The following is a 15,163-nucleotide window of genomic DNA, read 5'->3' on the forward strand; positions in this document are numbered from 1 at the left end:
GGGAATGCGATTCCCGCCGCCGTGCATCGGACGAGCCGAAGGGCGGTTCACAACGTGACGAGAGGATGTCGCGACGCGGATTGCAGGCGTCGATCAGGAGAGACAGCGCGAAGTATTGCCGAGGGCCCAACGATAATCGCAGCGCGCGCCGAAATCAACTAAGTCTTTGATTCATATCGACATTCACATAATGTGTCTGAATTGACACGATTCGGCGAAGCGCTCGCGACGGAGAATCTAGCGCATTCGCGTGGCATTGGGAATCGGCGCAAACGCCGTCAGGCGATGCTCGGCGCGAGCGCCGATTGCATCAGCGATATTTCGGCCAGTTCCGGTCGCATCGGGCATCCCAGCCAGAAGCCCTGTACTTCGTCGCAGCCGTTGTCGATCAGATAATCGAGCTGATCCGCCGTTTCCACGCCTTCCGCGACGACGCGTATGTCCAGCGCCTGACCCATGGCGATGACCGCCTTCACGATGACTTCGTCGGCGCGCGAGCAACCGATGCCGCGCACGAACGACATATCGAGCTTGACCCGATCGACCATGAAACTGCGCACGTAGCCCAGGCTCGAAAAGCCCGTGCCGAAATCGTCGATGGCGATCGACGCGTCGAGCCTGCGCAGCGCTTGCAGCGAAGGCAGCGCGCCGGGCGCCATGAGCGTGCTTTCGGTGATCTCCAGTTCGATATTGCGCGGATCGACACGCGAGCGTTCGAGCACGCGCGCGACCATCGCCGGGACGTCGCTGCGTTCGAACTGCACGGGCGAGACATTCACCGCCACCACGACGAACGGCGACAGCCTCGCCCATTCGCCGGCCTGCCGGCACGCCTGCTCCAGCACCCATTCGCCGATCTGCACGATGAGCCCCGTGCTCTCCGCGAGCGGGATGAACTGCGCGGGATTCACGAGGCCGAACTCCTTGCTCTGCCATCGGAGCAGCGCTTCGAAGCCTTCGACCCGCCGCGTGCGCAGGCAGATCTTCGGCTGATACAGCACGAACAGTTCGTTCTTCGCGATGGCGAGTCCCAGCGCCTTGACCATGGCGCTGCGCGCCGTCTCCGCCGCCGCGATCTCCGGATCGAAAACCTGTATCGAACCGGCGTGAAGCGACTTCGAGCGATACATCGCCGCATCGGCGGCGCGCAGCAGCGTCTCGGCGTCGCTGCCGTGATCGGGAAAGAACGCGACGCCCATGCTCGCGACGGAGACGACGGTGGCATCGGCGGCTTTCATCGGCTGCGCGAGAAGCGCCGCGATCTGCCGGGCATGGGCGAGGCATTCGTCCTGGCTCCGGCCCGGCAGCAGCACGACGAACTCGTCGCCTGCGTAACGCGCGACGAAACCGGGCGGCGTGACGCTCGATTCGAGCCGTCGCGAGACTTCGCGAAGCACATCGTCGCCGGCCGCATGACCGAGGCTGTCGTTGACGTCCTTGAAGTTGTCCAGATCGAGGAAGATGAATCCGAGCCGGTCGCCGTTGCGCCGCGCGATCCGCACGGCGTGGTCGAACAGTTCGCCGAGCGCGAGCCGGTTCGGCAGACCGGTCAGCGGATCTTCGAGCACCTGGCGCTTCAACTGCTCCTGATGGCGCACGCGCTCCGTCACGTCGCTCAACACCGTGATGCTGTGCGTGACGTGTCCGTGGTCGTCGAGAATCGGACCGACGTAGGTATCGCTCCAGAACGTCGAGCCGTTGCTGCGCGACATCTTCAGCAGTCGCGATGCTTCGACATTGCCGCGCATCGCGTGCGTCAGCGATCCGGTCTCGGGCATCGCGCGATCCCAGCCGAGCGCCGCCTGCGTTTGTGCGCCGAGCACATCCGCCACGCGGCGGCCCGTCAGGCGCTCGAACGCGGTGTTCGCATACGTGATGCGGTGCGAGCCGCAAGAGAGATGCGAAATGACGATGGCGTCGCGCGTCGCTTCGAGCGCGCGGCTGCGAAGGTGCAGTTGTTCCTTCGCGTTCTCGTGCGCGGTGACGTCGTGAGCGGTGATGAAACACGCCTCGTGACCGCCGAACGAAAGCAGATGAAACGACACGTCCACGAAGATGACATCGCCATCGAGCCTGCGATGACGCCGGATGCCGCCCGCGCCCGAACCGGCTCCCGACTGCACGTAGCCCGCGAGATCGAGCCGGAAGCTCGCGACTTCTTCGGCGGGGCGCAGATCGAAGATCGTCAGCGCGTTGAGCTGTTCCAGCGTCGCCCGGTACTGACGTTGCGCCGCCGCGTTCGCGGTGAGAATCGCGCCGTTCCCGACATCGAAGATCAGCATCGCGACCGGATGCTGGTCGAAGTACTGGCTGAAGCGTTTCTGCGCTTCATCGGCGACGATGCGCGCCGCGTTCTTCGCGAGCGCCGAGCGATGCCGGCTCGACGCCGCGAACGCGAGCAGCAGCATGCCGGCGGCGAGACCCACGATGAGCGCGATGCGTTGCTTCAGAATCTGCGATTGCGCTTTCTCCTGCATGCTGGCGATCAGCTCCCGCTCGTCGCTGCGCAGCAGGGCGAGAATGTCCATGATCGATTTCAGCGACGCGTTGGCGAGCAGCAACCGTCCGGAGTCGACTGCGGTGCCATGCGACGCAAGCGCGACGTTCGCCGCGGCATCCTGCAGCGCTTTGGGCCATTCGCCGCTCAGGCGTCTGAGTTCCGCGAGCTTTTCGGCGGCGGCGGGCGAATCGGCGAGCAGCGCATCGAGATGGTTATAGGCGCGCGCCACCATCACCGCGCGGGCGATGGGCCACGCGCGCGATTCGAACGTGGCCGAGCCGACGCCCTTGAGGAAGTCGGTGTTGGCGGCGAGATGCAGATCGACGAGCAGTTCGAGCTCCGAGCCGACGTCGAGCGCCCGGCGCAATTCCCGCTCGCCGATGTCGCGATCGACGGTGATGGAAACGGCGGCGAGTGCGGCGAGGCACAGCCCGGACGCCGACAGCGTCGCCAGAACCAGCGTGGTCGCGAAACGCCGGCGAGACCACGAGATCAAGGTTCTGAGGCGAAGGTGAAACATGATCAATCCTGTACACGGTTTGCATGTTTTACGACCTTCGTCGAAAGCTCTTTAGCGGGTTAAGCCCTTATTGGAATGATTCTTCTGACGGTTGAGGCAATAAATACCTCTCGCCGGAACGCGTAGCGCCCGCGCTCATCGATGCATGACGTATTGCCAAAGCGCCTGGCATTCGGTATCGGCGATGCGGTAGTGGGGCATCGACTTGCGCAGCAGCACGCCCGCCGGATCGATGCCGTCCTTCACGGTGCGGCAGAAGGACGTCGCGTCATAGTGACTGAGCGGCCCGCCACGGCGGCTTGCGACGCCGAGCAGGGCGTCGTGCGTCAGCGGCGGCGCGAACGCGGGTTTCGTCGATGTGCCGACGTGGCAATTGACGCATCGCGTCGCAAAGGAAGGCAACGGGCGCTCGTCGTCGCGCAGATGCGCGGTCATCGGATGTTGTCCGTTGAAGATCGCGCAGCCCATGTCGGCGGGGTCGCATGCGGTCTGCGCGCGCGCAAGCGGCGCAATTGCCACGACCGCGACGAATGCGACGACCGCGACGAATGCGACGAATGCGACGCGCATCGCCGCGGCCCGCGCCTCGAGGAAGCGGCGTCGGGGCATTCAACGCACGCGCAGCACGCGCGAAACGCTCGGCACGCCGTTGGCGTTCAGCGCGAACAGCATGTAATAGCCGGGGACGACGACGCCCGGATCGGACGGAATGTTCAACTGGAATTCGCCCGCCGTACCGACGCTGAACGTGAGCGGCACGCGTCGTTGCTCGTTGTTCAGCGAATGCGTAACCGAAGACGAGCGCATCAGCACGAATGCGCGCGTGCTCCGGCTGGCCGTCACCACGATCGTCGTGCCGAGCTGCGCATCGCTCGGAACGGAGCTGAGAGTCGGACGCGACGCGGCGGAACCGTCCGAGTTGAGCAGGTACGGCGGCGTCAGGATCTCGATGTCGGTGTGATTGGTCGAGCATGATCCGCACAGACCCCCGCCGCCGCTCAGCACGCGTCCGTCGTTCAGCAGCAGCGCGACGCTGTGATAGGTGCGCGGCACGGCCTGCTGCGCGAGCGGGGAAAACGTGTTGGTCGCGGGGTCCCAGAGTTCCGGGGTGAGGACCGCGTTGTTGTCCGAGAAAGGCTCGGCGAAGGTCTGTCCGCCGATCACGACGACCTGTCCGTTCGGCAGCACGACGCTGTTGTTGAACGCGCGCCGGTAGCTCATCGGCGGGATGGTCCGCGTCGTCGCGTTGCCGCTGCTGATGTCGATGAGCGTCGCGTTGGCCGTGGCCGGCGACTGATCGTAGCTCGGCGCGCCACCGACCGCGAGAATCTTGCCGACGTCGTACATGACCGCGTTGCCGTTCATCGCGTCGCCGTCGCTGCCACGGTTGCCGGCCGGGCTCACGTTGCCGTTGCCCGCCGTATCGAACCAGTGCATCGCCTTGCTCGGTCCCGCATGGAACACGCGTCCGTTGCCGACCGCGAACATCCACGCGTGATTGTCGGAGCGGAACACGCCTCTCGCGTCGTTCGTGACGATGTAATCGTCGAGAATCGCGCTATTGATCCGCCAGCCCGAACCCGAGGTCCACGTTTCGCCGGACTTTCCTCCGAGCCCTCCGCTCCACGAGCCGCCCATGACGAACACGTTGCCGTTGCTCAGCGTCACGCTGCCCTGATAGCCGCGCGGGATGTTCATCTGATTGCCCGCGGTCCATGTGTTGGTCGTCGGCGAATAGATGCTGGTCTGCCGCACGCTCAATCCGCCGGTCACGAAGATGCGGCCATCGGGGAGATTGGAAATGCCGGGGCAGAACATGTCGTGCGCGGTATTGGTCACGATCACTTGCGAACTCGTGCCGTTCGATGGATTGAAGATCGCCGTGTAGGTTCTCGCCGGCGGATTCGCGCTGTCGGTGAAGTCGAGCGGCGCGTCGGCCGACCAGACGAGCACGTTTCCATTGGGCAGATTGGCGGCTTGCAGCGGGACGAGCGGCAACTGATACGGCGTCGTCCACTTCGACGGCAATGCGGCTTGCTGTACCGGCAGGCCGGCCACTTGCCACGTTTGCGTCGCGCTTCCGTTGCACACTTGCTGCGATAGTTGATTGCCTTGCGACGTCGTGCTCGATGCGGTCACGCACAAGCCGCTATGTCCCGCGACGATCGCGTAGCCCGCGCCTTGCGGCGTCAACGAGAACGCCTGATTCGCGCCGCCATTGCAGGTCCACTGGATGACGGGGCCGCCCGGACTCTGGCTTTGGCCCGAGACGTCCATGCACAGGCCGCTGTTCTGATTGATGAGGTTGTAGCGCGTGCCGGTCGCTGACGGAAACCACTGCTGATTCGCGCCGCCCCAGCAGGACCACGTAATCACGGGCGCGCCCGGCGCCCTCGATTCGCCGCTCACGTCGGCGCACAGGCTGGTGCCGCTCAGCGTGATGGGCGCCGAGCTTTGCGCGCGCGCGGCGTGCGGCATGCCCGCCAATGCCAGCGGCAACGCGACGAGCAGCAAGAAGCGCATGCATCGGACGAACAGGCTTGACGCGTGGCTCGTCGAACGGATTCCAGGCATGGTTGCACCCCGTACATGAAGCGGGTTACGTACGTGCGAGCGCGCCGAGCACATCGCAGATGTCTTCGACGCGAGGAAGATCGGCGCTTCGCCAGCGCAACATCGCGTTGGCATCGAAGCAATAGACCTGGGTGGAATGGTCAGCGATGTCGCCGAGAGGCGCGTTGCTGCCCGAGAGCGCCACGCGCATCCGGTCGACATCGGCGAGTGCCGGCGTCGCTGCATTCCAGGCGGAACCCGCCTGAAAGCGCGCGAGCCATGCGCGCAATGCCGACGGCGAATCCGAAAGCGGATCGATCCCGACCGACAGCAATTGCACCGGACGACGCGCGCGGATTTGCGGTATCCGTTCCTGAACCGCGTTAAACAACGCGCCTTGCAAGGGACATATCGTGCCGCAGCCGGTATAGACGGTTTGCACTGCAGTCACGCGCTGATGCAGCAAGTCGCTGAGCAGACGCTTCTTGCCGGTCTGATCGACGAGCCATGTATCGTCGAGACGGACTGGCGGCGTGACGAGTCCGAGATCGCCATGCTGCGCGAAGGAGGGCGACGACACTGCACCCAGAGCGAGCGCGGCCATGTGGCGAAGCAGCGAGCGGCGAGCCGATGAGCGCGCGGGCGCCTGCATGCCGGATGTCATTCGGTCGGGCATCGTTTCGCGGATTTCCGAAATCGTCGTCATCGGCACGTTCCTGGTCCCGGCGAGGGCTCTCAAGGTGAGACTTGCATGTCGGACATCCGGACAGACGGCCTTGCGATTTGCATGACCATTGGCCCAAAGATTAGCAGCCCAAATCGGCAAAAAAAGTTCGAGACGCGAAATAAGTAGGTAGATATGTGCACTCCCCCACATTCGTTTTTACAGCCCCGGCAACATGTCATCAACGACGCGCACGATTTCGAAAAGTGCAATGTAAAACCTGCGCGATTGATTCACTCCGCGATTTGCGATAGCTTTCAGTCGGTAAAGAGCCTTCCCCGTTACGCCCGAACGTTCGGTGACAAGACTGCTCTGGTTCTCCGTCACCATTCCGCGAAGGCGCGCGAGTCGCGAGCAAAGCTGACGCGCTCTTTTGTAAGCCAGGTTCGTCGCTCGCCCTCCGTTTCCCGATGTTCAATAGCGGCCGAATTGCGTCCCTCGGGGCGCTCGACGGCTTCCTCGCTTCGCTGATGCGCTGGTTTGCGGGTACACGCTGCTATGGGGCATCACGATTGCTCTGTTGCAGCACCGATGTCGCCCGACACCGCGTTGTCCGTTCCGGCCCCTTCCGGAGAAGGAGAATGCAAATGAATGCGCGTTTTTCCGCTTATGCCGCCGCACTCGGCGCCGTGCTGATCGCGGCAATCATCGCCGCGTGCAGTGGCGGCGACTCCGGCGGCGATGCGACATCGGCCGCGGCGAGCCGGGCCGCGTCGAGCGTGGCGAAGGCAACGTCGCCCAGCAACGCGATGGACGTCGTCACCTGGCACAACGACATCGCCCGCACCGGACAGCAACTCGCCGAAACGACCCTCACGCTCGCGAACGTCAACCAGAACACGTTCGGCAAGGTGGCTTTCTATTCCGTCGATGGCGCCGTCGACGCGCAGCCGCTCTTTCTCGCGAACGTTCCGATCGGGGGCGCCACGCACAACGTCGTGTACGTCGCGACCGAGAACGGAAGCGTCTACGCGTTCGATGCCGACAGCGGCGCGACGCTTTGGAGAGTCTCCACGCTCGGCAGCGGCGAGAATCCGAGCGACGATCACAAGTGCCATCAGATCACGCCGACGATCGGTGTGACGGCGACGCCCGTCATCGATCGCGGGCGCGGACCGAACGGCGCGATGTATGTCGTCGGCATGTCGAAGGACGCGTCGGGCGGCTATCACCAGCGCATCCACGCGCTCGATATCACGACGGGCGCCGAGCTCTTCAACGGTCCGACCGAAATCCGCGCGACCTATCCGGGCAACGGCGCGGGCAGCCAGAACGGCACGCTGACGTTCGATCCGGGTCAGTACGCCGAGCGCGCGGCGTTGCTGCAGTTGAACGGCGTCATCTATACCGCGTGGACATCGCATTGCGATTTCATGCCGTACACCGGCTGGGTGATCGGCTACGACGCCAACACGCTGCAGCAGGCGAGCGTGCTGAACGTCACGCCGAACGGCCAGATGGGCTCGATCTGGATGAGCGGCGCGGGCCCTGCGTCGGACGGCGAATCGATCTATTTCCTCGATGCCAACGGCACCTTCGATCCGACGCAGAACGAGCACGAGATGCCGATCAACGGCAACTTCGGCAACGGCTTCCTGCGGCTGAATCTCGGGCCGTTGAGAGTGCAGGACTACTTCCAGCCGTCGAACACGGTGCAGCAATCGAACGAGGACGAAGACCTCGGTTCCGGCGGCGCGATGGTCTTGCCCGATTTCACCGATGCGAACGGCAAGGTCTGGCGTCTCGCGGTCGGCGCGGGCAAGAACTCGACGATCTATGTCGTCAACCGCTGGTCGATGGGCAAGTTCGATTCGAACGCGGATCACATCTATCAGGAGCTCGTCGGCCAGATACGCGGACCGATGTTCGGCGCGCCCGCGTACTTCAACGGCAGGGTCTATTTCGGCTCGGTCGGCGACAACATCAAGGCGTTCACGGTAACGAACGCCGCGCTGTCGCGCACGCCGTCGAGTCAGACGCTGAACTCGTTCGGCTTCCCGGGCGCGACGCCGAGCATTTCGGCGAACGGCACGTCAAACGCGATTCTGTGGGCGGCGGAGAACGGGTCGATCGGCGTGCTGCGTGCCTACGACGCGACCAATCTCAATCATCAGCTCTACAGCAGCGTCGATGCGGGCGCGCGCGACCAGTTCGGTGCGGGCAACAAGTTCATCACGCCGATGATCGCGAACGGCAAGGTGTATGTGGGCGCGAAGAATGGCGTCGCCGTGTTCGGATTGCGGTCGCAATAGCGCTGTCTGCCTATGACCGAACACGTCACGCACAGGATCGAGGCGAAGGAGAAAGCCACCGGGTTGCTCTTCGCAGTGGCGTACGCAGTACTTTCGTTGACGGCGATCGCGCTGGCCGGCCCATACGGATGGGACGACGGCGCCATCACCGTCGCGTATGCACAGACGCTCGGGCGGCACGGATTGTTTGCGTTGACCCCGGTGTCGCCGTTGGGCGAAGGTACGTCGACGCTGCTCATGACGGCGATGCTCGCGATCGGGCATTGGCTGTTCCATCCGGGCTTTCTCGAAGCGATCAGGGCGGCGCAACTGCTTTCGTTCATCGCGCTCAGCGCTACGCTGGTGCTGATGTGGCGCGCGCTTCAACCGTCATTGCCGAGCCCGACGCATCGGCTCATCGTCGTGTCCTTGCTCGGGCTGCTTCCGATGTGTCAGGCCGAGATCGTCAACGGCATGGAGATGACGGTCTTCGCGTTGCTGCTGCTCGCGTTCGTGCTCTACTGGCGCGCGCAATCGACGCTCGCGTATGCACTCGTGCCGCTTCTGATGCTGACTCGCTTCGAAGCGGTGTTCTATCTGGGTTTCGCGCTGGGCTGGATGGTCGTGTTTTGCCCGCAGGAACGCTCGCGCGCGTTTCGAATGTGCGTGTGCCTGATGCTTTGTTTTCTGCTGATGACGCTCTGGCGATATTGGGTCTTCGGCGTATTGTTGCCGAACACCATTCTGGCCAAGCTTCACGCGCCATACAGCAAGAAGGGCTGGGACGGCTTACTGGAGAAGCTGCGCGGCCTCAAGGATTTTCTCTTCGTGAACGCCGCGCTGCTGGCTGGCATCGTCCTGAGCTGGAAGGGCGGTCAGGCGCGCCGTCTCGATCCGATGCCGCTGCTTCTGATAGTGGCCTTTGGCGTGTTCGCACTGATATCGGGAAGAAACTGGGGCTATACCGGCCGGATGTTCGTGGCGGTGCTGCCAATCCTCGTGCTATCGCTCGCGGAACGTTTCGCGAACATGCGTCGGCCGCGCGTCTTGCGCTGGCTCTTGCTGTGCCTTGCCGGGACCTTCGTGTTCAACGCCAAGGTGCTGCGCGAAAACGTCGACACGATGATCGTCGGCGCGGCGATGCGCGGCGCGCTGCCGGCTTCGATGGATGCAATGGGAAGCGCGGTTCGCAAAAGGGTGTGGAATCAATCGCCCGGCGACTGGCGAGGCGTAACGCCACAGAACTTCGCGATGACCGGCGCGTCGGTCGATCGCTTGCGCGAGCATCTCGGGCAGCCGACGCTCAAGTTCCTGACGCCGGACGTCGGCGGCACGGCATTGTGCTGCGAACGCCTGAACATCCTGGATCTGGGGCTGCTGACGAATCCATCGCTGACGCGTCAGGGGTATGCCAAGCTGGGCGACTACATAAGCACGGAACGTCCCGAAGTCATCGAAACGCATGGCGTATGGAGCAGGGACAGCGACATCTACTCGCTTGCCGCGTTCAAGGCGGATTACAGGCCCGCCATATACGACGGGTCGCTGTTCTGGCTACGTGACGACGTTCTTCAACGTCTGATCGCGCGCGGCATGTCCGCCGATCTCGTCTCGCCTCGCGCGCTGCCGGATACGCGCTATCTGGGCGACGAGTGGGACGTTGAAAATCTGATGCGCTTTCCCGCCGTGACGGTGCTCGGTCGATGAACGATTCACACGCGCCGATGCGACCTGCGGTAAGGAAACGAAAGGCATCGCATTGAATCAATGAGCGCGCCATCGCTCTCATTGGTTTTATGGAGATGCCTATGAACAGACTTGCGATTGCTTCCCTTCTTTGTGTCATCACCTTTGGACAGACGGCCGCGTTCGCTCAACCGGCCGGACCGGATGCAGGCCCGGATCATCGACAACAGGAAGGGCCCGGCAAGCCGCGAAACGCCGGACCCGAAGCACGCGGACACGACGATGCGCGCCGTCCGGTGCCGCATCAGGACTGGCATTCGGGCGACCGTCTGCCGGATTCGTATCGTGGATCGCGTTACGTCGTGAAGGACTGGCGCGCGCATGACCTGCACGCTCCGCCCTCGGGTTATCAGTGGGTGCAGGTGAACGGCGACTTCGTGTTGGCGGCGATCGCCACGGGCGTCATTTCGAGCATCATCGTGTCGTCGCATTGACCGACAAGGCGGCTCGAATCAGCCGTGCAAGGCCAGTCCCTTTACCGCCTTGTCGACGGCCTTTTTGGCGCCGTGCAGCGCGAGGCCGACGAGATCGAGATTCGCCGCGTCCTCGGCACGAAATGCCTCGCGATTCGCGGCATCGTGCCCGGTGGAAAACATCGCGTGAACATACGGCACGATTCTGAGTTCGCGCGTGATCGCCTGTCGATGCGCGGCTTGCAGGCCGGACAGATCGGCGGCGAACACGAGCATCGGCTGGCCCAGCATGCGGCCGTAGCGATGTCCGGCGGCGTCCTCGTAAGGCTCGCCGAGCGCTTCGGGCACCGCGGCCGCGACGCCGGTCGCGAGAAAGGCGACGACATTGAGCTTTTGCCAGACGGGCAGATCATCGCGCACGATGAGCGCCACTTTGGTGTCGAACATGAAGGTTCCTCCTTGGAACATTCATGTTGCGCGATTCGCGGCGTTCAGTCTGGAACGTTTGTGCACATCCGCCGATACGCGGCCGGTGTCATCCGGTACGCGCGATGAAACCAGCGGCCGAGGTGGCTCTGATCCGAGAATCCGACGATCGCGGCAACCTGCGCGGGCCGATGACCGGCCGCCAGCAAGCGACGCGCGGCGCGCAGGCGCAAGCGCACCAGATACGCGTGCGGCGACGTGCCGAACGCGCGCTTGAAGAGGCGCGTCAGGCGGAACCGGTCGATGCCCGCAACGGTCGCGAGCTCATCGAGTCCGATGTTGCCGTCCATCTGTTCATGCAGGAGATCGCGCGCGCGAAGGGCGGCGAGCGGCGCGGTGACGCCGCCGATCGACGGCGCGTCGCGCAACTGGCCGCTGAGTTGCGTCAGCAGGCGATCGAACGCCTGATCGCGCGCGAGCCTGCCTTCGTCGTGATAGATGGCGTGGAACGCCGTGCGGATGACGTCGACGAGCCGGCGATCGTCGACGAGCGTTCGACTGAAAGCCGCCTCGACGCTGCGCAGGCCCGGAAGATTCAGTTCGTGCGCCGCGCGTTCGACCCATGCTTGCGGCAGGTACAGCATCGCGTAGGTGAAGCCGCCGGCTTCCGGCGCATGACCGTCGTGCAGCGCGCCGGGTTCGATCAATATCGCGCGGCCCGGCACGCTCGTATGCAAAGACCGATGACACTGAAAGCGCTGCACGCCTTGTTCCGTGTAGCCGATCAGCATGTCGTCGTGATCGTGCGGATCGTAGGCGTGACCGCTGAAATGCGCGCGCAGCCCTTCGATACCCGTCTCCGGATCGCGCCGCGCGGCGAGCCAGTGATCGGCGTGCTCGTTGAATACGGTTGCGGTTGTCATCGCTCGCTCCGGCGCTGCTTAACCAAGGAATGTTATACGAAAGGGCACGCATCCTGCTGCGCGCGTAGTGCGTTCTTCCATTCAATTTTCGCTACACGATGTCCACAGAAACAATCGACGTTGCCGTTTCACCGATCCCGTTAAACCAGCGCCGGCGCGTGTTCGCGGGCCTCATTCTCGCGATGATCCTCGCGGCGCTCGACCAGAGCATCGTGGCGACCGCGCTGCCGGTCATCGCGGGCGAACTCGGCGGCCTGAACCATCTTACGTGGGTCGTCACCGCGTTCATGCTGACGTCGACGGTCAGCGCGCCGCTCTACGGCAAGCTCTCCGACATGTACGGACGCAAGCCGTTCTTCGCGCTCAGCATCGGCATTTTTCTCGTGGCTTCGGCGCTGTGCGGCGCGGCGCGATCGATGAACGCGCTCATTCTGTTTCGCGCGCTGCAAGGATTCGGCGCCGGCGGGCTGATGACGATGTCGCAGACGCTCGTCGGCAGCATCGTGCCGATGCGCGAGCGCGGGCGCTATCAGGGCCTCTTCACCGGCGCGTTCGCGGTGAGCAGCGTCGCGGGGCCGTTGCTGGGCGGCTTCATCACGAGTCACGCGTCATGGCGATGGGTGTTCTACATCAATCCGCCGATCGGCGCGCTGTCGCTCGCGCTCGTGATGATGTCGCTGCCGAAGGTCGAGCGCGGCGGCGAGCACGCCGTCGATTACGCGGGCGCGGTGCTGGTCTGCATCGGGACATCGGCGCTGTTGCTGGTGTTCAATTCGGCGTCCGCGTCGTTCATGTCGGGCATGCGCTTGCCGTTGTCGTGCGTGCTTGCGCTCGCGTGCTTCGTCGCCCTGTTCTTCGTCGAGCGGCGCGCGCGGGAACCGATCATCGATCTGAAGCTCTTCGGCAACGTGCCTTACGCGACCTGCGTGGCGGCTTCCGGCATCATGGCCTTCGCGATGATGGGCTCGCTCGTCTTCATGCCGCTCTATTTCCAGCTCGTATTGGGCGAGACGCCCGAGCAGTCCGGCGCGATGATGCTGCCGCAAGTCGCGATGATGCTCGTCACGTCCGTGACCGGCGGACGTTTTTCCGTCGGCAGCATGCGGCGTATCGCGACGCTCCTGTCGATCGGCGTCTTTCTCGAATGTCTCGGTCTCGCCTCGCTCGCCTTGCTTGCGCATATCGGCGCGAGCGTGCCGCTCTTTCTCTGCGCGATGGCGGTGCTCGGCGCGGGCATGGGCATCGGCATGCCGAACGCGACGGTCATCGTGCAGAACTCGGTGCCCGAGCGCGTGCTCGGCGCCGCCACCGCGACGATGGGATTCGTGCGCTCGCTGGGAGCGTCGCTGGGCGTGGCGTTGTCCGGCGGCATCATGACCTTCGTGCTCAAGCGCGAGATGAGCGGGCTGCCTGCGTCCCTCGATACGCAGGCGCTGCTGGATCACGGTATCGCCGCGATCGCGCAGATGAGCGCGGCGCAGCAGGCGCAGATCGTCGCGGTCTATCGCGGCGCGATCGGTGCGAGCCTGATCGCGGGCGGCATCGTCATGTTCATCGGCTTCCTGCTGGTGCTGAATCTCACGCGGCGCGCGCTGCCGCAACGCTAGCCGCGCGCGTTACAGAATGCTCTTCAGCGCCTTTGCGAATCGGGCCTCCGTGCCTTCGATGTCGTGAAGCTTGTCCAGCCCGAACAAGCCGATGCGGAAGGTCTTGAAATCTGCCGGCTCGTCGCATTGAAGCGGAACGCCCGCCGCGATCTGCACGCCGGCATCGGCGAATTTCTTGCCGGTGCGGATGCCGTCATCGTCCGTGTAGCAGACCACGACGCCCGGCGCTTCGAAACCTTCGGCCGCCACGCTCTTGAAGCCCTTGTCGGCCAAGAGCGAGCGGATGCGCTTGCCCAGCTCGAATTGCTCCGCTTGCACTTTGTCGAAGCCGTACGCCTCGGTTTCCTTCATGACATCGCGCAGTGTCGTGAGACTGTCCGTGGGCATCGTGGCGTGATACGCGAAGCCGTTGTTCTCGTAGGCTTCCATGATTTGCAGCCATTTGCGAAGGTCGCAGGCGAAGCTCGTGCTCGTCGTCGCGTCGATTCTTTCGCGGGCGAGCGGGCTCAACATGACGAGTCCGCAACACGGCGACGCGCTCCATCCCTTTTGCGGCGCGCTGATGAGCACATCGACGCCGCTCGCTTCCATGTCGACCCAGACGGTGCCCGAGGCGATGCAGTCCAGCACGAACATGCCGCCCACGGCGTGAACCGCATCGGCCACGGCGCGCAGATACGAATCGGGCAGGATGATTCCGGCTGCGGTTTCGACGTGCGGCGCGAAGACGAGATCGGGCTTGTTCTGCTTGATCGCGGCGACGACTTCTTCGATCGGCGGCGGCGCAAATGCGGCCTGCCTGCCTTCCGCGACCGGGCGCGCCTTCAGCACGGTCGATTCGGACGGAATGCCGCCCATGTCGAAAATCTGCGACCAGCGGTAGCTGAACCAGCCATTGCGGATGACGAGGCACTTCTTGTTCGTCGCGAACTGCCGGGCGACCGCTTCCATGCCGAAGGTCCCGCTGCCGGGAACGACCGCGACGGCCTTGGCGTTGTAGACCTTCTTCAGGGTGTTGGAGATGTCGCGCATGACGCCCTGAAAGCGCTGCGACATATGGTTGATCGATCGGTCGGTGAAGACGACCGAGTATTCGAGAAGTCCATCTCGATCGACGTCAGGGAGTAACGCGGGCACGCTGGCCTCCTGTAGCGGACGATTCGACGAATCGGAATTAGATTCTAACGTCGCCATCGGCGAGGTGTCGGCTGCGGCCGCGCGATGTCGGCAATCGGACTTTGTTACAAGTCTTACCGCCGACGTGCGGCAATTTTACCGAAGGTTTTCGTAAGCCGCGGTTATACTCGGCCCGTCTCAAAAACAATCATCCGAACTATGTCAAAGCGAATCATTCGACTCGTTGCAATCGCAGCGCTCACGGCTGCTGCGTCGGTTTCGGCGATGGCCGGCGACATGAACAATGCGCTCGGCGGCGCGCTCGGCGGCGTAGCCGGCGCGGCGCTGGGCGGCGCGGTGGGCGGCAGCACGGGCGCGGTGCTCGGCGGGGCGGTGGGTGGCGG

General features: G+C 64.0%; 11 protein-coding genes and 1 pseudogene. 5 read left to right on the forward strand and 7 right to left on the reverse strand.

Annotation, left to right across the window (positions count from 1 at the left end; genetic code table 11):
- Positions 1–278: 278 nt before the first annotated feature.
- From NCR93_RS30310 to NCR93_RS30325, 4 genes are all read right to left on the reverse strand, one after another.
- Positions 279–3,020, reverse strand: a complete 2,742-nt coding sequence (locus NCR93_RS30310) for an EAL domain-containing protein (protein ID WP_250532390.1) — start codon at positions 3,018–3,020, stop codon at positions 279–281.
- 135 nt (positions 3,021–3,155) lie between these two features.
- Entirely contained in the window at positions 3,156–3,629 is a 474-nt protein-coding gene (locus NCR93_RS30315) for a hypothetical protein (RefSeq protein ID WP_175982186.1), read from the reverse strand.
- Positions 3,630–5,543, reverse strand: a complete 1,914-nt coding sequence (locus NCR93_RS30320; RefSeq protein ID WP_008345777.1) for an RICIN domain-containing protein — start codon at positions 5,541–5,543, stop codon at positions 3,630–3,632. It lies immediately after the preceding gene.
- Positions 5,544–5,619: 76 nt separating this feature from the next.
- A complete protein-coding gene (locus NCR93_RS30325; RefSeq protein ID WP_239295263.1) occupies positions 5,620–6,279 on the reverse strand; it encodes an SCO family protein in 660 nt (219 codons plus the stop codon).
- A gap of 605 nt (positions 6,280–6,884) precedes the next feature.
- On the opposite strand from NCR93_RS30325, the gene NCR93_RS30330 reads away from it, so the two are divergent.
- The 3 genes from NCR93_RS30330 to NCR93_RS30340 all read left to right on the forward strand — a co-directional run bounded on the left by NCR93_RS30330 (position 6,885) and on the right by NCR93_RS30340 (position 10,708).
- Positions 6,885–8,549, forward strand: coding sequence for an outer membrane protein assembly factor BamB family protein (locus NCR93_RS30330; RefSeq protein ID WP_008345774.1), 1,665 nt, complete (start codon positions 6,885–6,887; stop codon positions 8,547–8,549).
- Positions 8,550–8,561: 12 nt separating this feature from the next.
- Complete coding sequence (locus NCR93_RS30335; RefSeq protein WP_175982185.1) at positions 8,562–10,235, forward strand: hypothetical protein; 1,674 nt, start codon at positions 8,562–8,564, stop codon at positions 10,233–10,235.
- 101 nt (positions 10,236–10,336) lie between these two features.
- Positions 10,337–10,708, forward strand: a complete 372-nt coding sequence (locus NCR93_RS30340; RefSeq protein WP_008345771.1) for an RcnB family protein — start codon at positions 10,337–10,339, stop codon at positions 10,706–10,708.
- 18 nt (positions 10,709–10,726) lie between these two features.
- On the opposite strand, the gene NCR93_RS30345 is transcribed toward NCR93_RS30340, so the two are convergent.
- Together NCR93_RS30345 and NCR93_RS30350 are read right to left on the reverse strand one after the other, a co-directional pair.
- Positions 10,727–11,134, reverse strand: coding sequence for a DUF2000 domain-containing protein (locus NCR93_RS30345; RefSeq protein WP_008345769.1), 408 nt, complete (start codon positions 11,132–11,134; stop codon positions 10,727–10,729).
- 44 nt (positions 11,135–11,178) lie between these two features.
- Positions 11,179–12,036: an AraC family transcriptional regulator gene (locus NCR93_RS30350; RefSeq protein ID WP_008345768.1), complete on the reverse strand. Its 858-nt coding sequence runs from the start codon at positions 12,034–12,036 to the stop codon at positions 11,179–11,181.
- 98 nt (positions 12,037–12,134) lie between these two features.
- On the opposite strand from NCR93_RS30350, the gene NCR93_RS30355 reads away from it, so the two are divergent.
- The gene (locus tag NCR93_RS30355; protein WP_033535645.1) at positions 12,135–13,643 is read left to right on the forward strand and encodes an MDR family MFS transporter; all 1,509 of its coding nucleotides are present in this window, start codon (positions 12,135–12,137) and stop codon (positions 13,641–13,643) included.
- A gap of 9 nt (positions 13,644–13,652) precedes the next feature.
- Here NCR93_RS30355 and NCR93_RS30360 read toward each other — a convergent pair whose 3' ends face one another.
- The gene (locus NCR93_RS30360) at positions 13,653–14,780 is read right to left on the reverse strand and encodes an aminotransferase class V-fold PLP-dependent enzyme (protein WP_175982184.1); all 1,128 of its coding nucleotides are present in this window, start codon (positions 14,778–14,780) and stop codon (positions 13,653–13,655) included.
- A 198-nt stretch (positions 14,781–14,978) separates the two neighbouring features.
- On the opposite strand from NCR93_RS30360, the pseudogene NCR93_RS30365 reads away from it, so the two are divergent.
- A pseudogene (locus NCR93_RS30365) lies at positions 14,979–15,163 on the forward strand (hypothetical protein); the annotation flags it as partial.

Source organism: Caballeronia sp. ATUFL_F1_KS39, assembly GCF_023630985.1.
In the GTDB taxonomy this organism is placed as follows: Bacteria; Pseudomonadota; Gammaproteobacteria; order Burkholderiales; family Burkholderiaceae; genus Caballeronia; species Caballeronia zhejiangensis.

Excerpts from the sequence above, each read along its gene's own strand:
- NCR93_RS30345 (WP_008345769.1), bottom strand. The coding sequence starts at position 11,134 with ATGTTCGACACCAAAGTGGCGCTCATCGTGCGCGATGATCTGCCCGTC.
- NCR93_RS30325 (WP_239295263.1), bottom strand. The coding sequence starts at position 6,279 with ATGACGACGATTTCGGAAATCCGCGAAACGATGCCCGACCGAATGACA.
- NCR93_RS30315 (WP_175982186.1), bottom strand. The coding sequence starts at position 3,629 with ATGCCCCGACGCCGCTTCCTCGAGGCGCGGGCCGCGGCGATGCGCGTC.
- NCR93_RS30340 (WP_008345771.1), top strand. The coding sequence starts at position 10,337 with ATGAACAGACTTGCGATTGCTTCCCTTCTTTGTGTCATCACCTTTGGA.
- NCR93_RS30320 (WP_008345777.1), bottom strand. The coding sequence starts at position 5,543 with ATGCGCTTCTTGCTGCTCGTCGCGTTGCCGCTGGCATTGGCGGGCATG.
- NCR93_RS30310 (WP_250532390.1), bottom strand. The coding sequence starts at position 3,020 with ATGTTTCACCTTCGCCTCAGAACCTTGATCTCGTGGTCTCGCCGGCGT.
- NCR93_RS30330 (WP_008345774.1), top strand. The coding sequence starts at position 6,885 with ATGAATGCGCGTTTTTCCGCTTATGCCGCCGCACTCGGCGCCGTGCTG.
- NCR93_RS30355 (WP_033535645.1), top strand. The coding sequence starts at position 12,135 with ATGTCCACAGAAACAATCGACGTTGCCGTTTCACCGATCCCGTTAAAC.
- NCR93_RS30335 (WP_175982185.1), top strand. The coding sequence starts at position 8,562 with ATGACCGAACACGTCACGCACAGGATCGAGGCGAAGGAGAAAGCCACC.
- NCR93_RS30350 (WP_008345768.1), bottom strand. The coding sequence starts at position 12,036 with ATGACAACCGCAACCGTATTCAACGAGCACGCCGATCACTGGCTCGCC.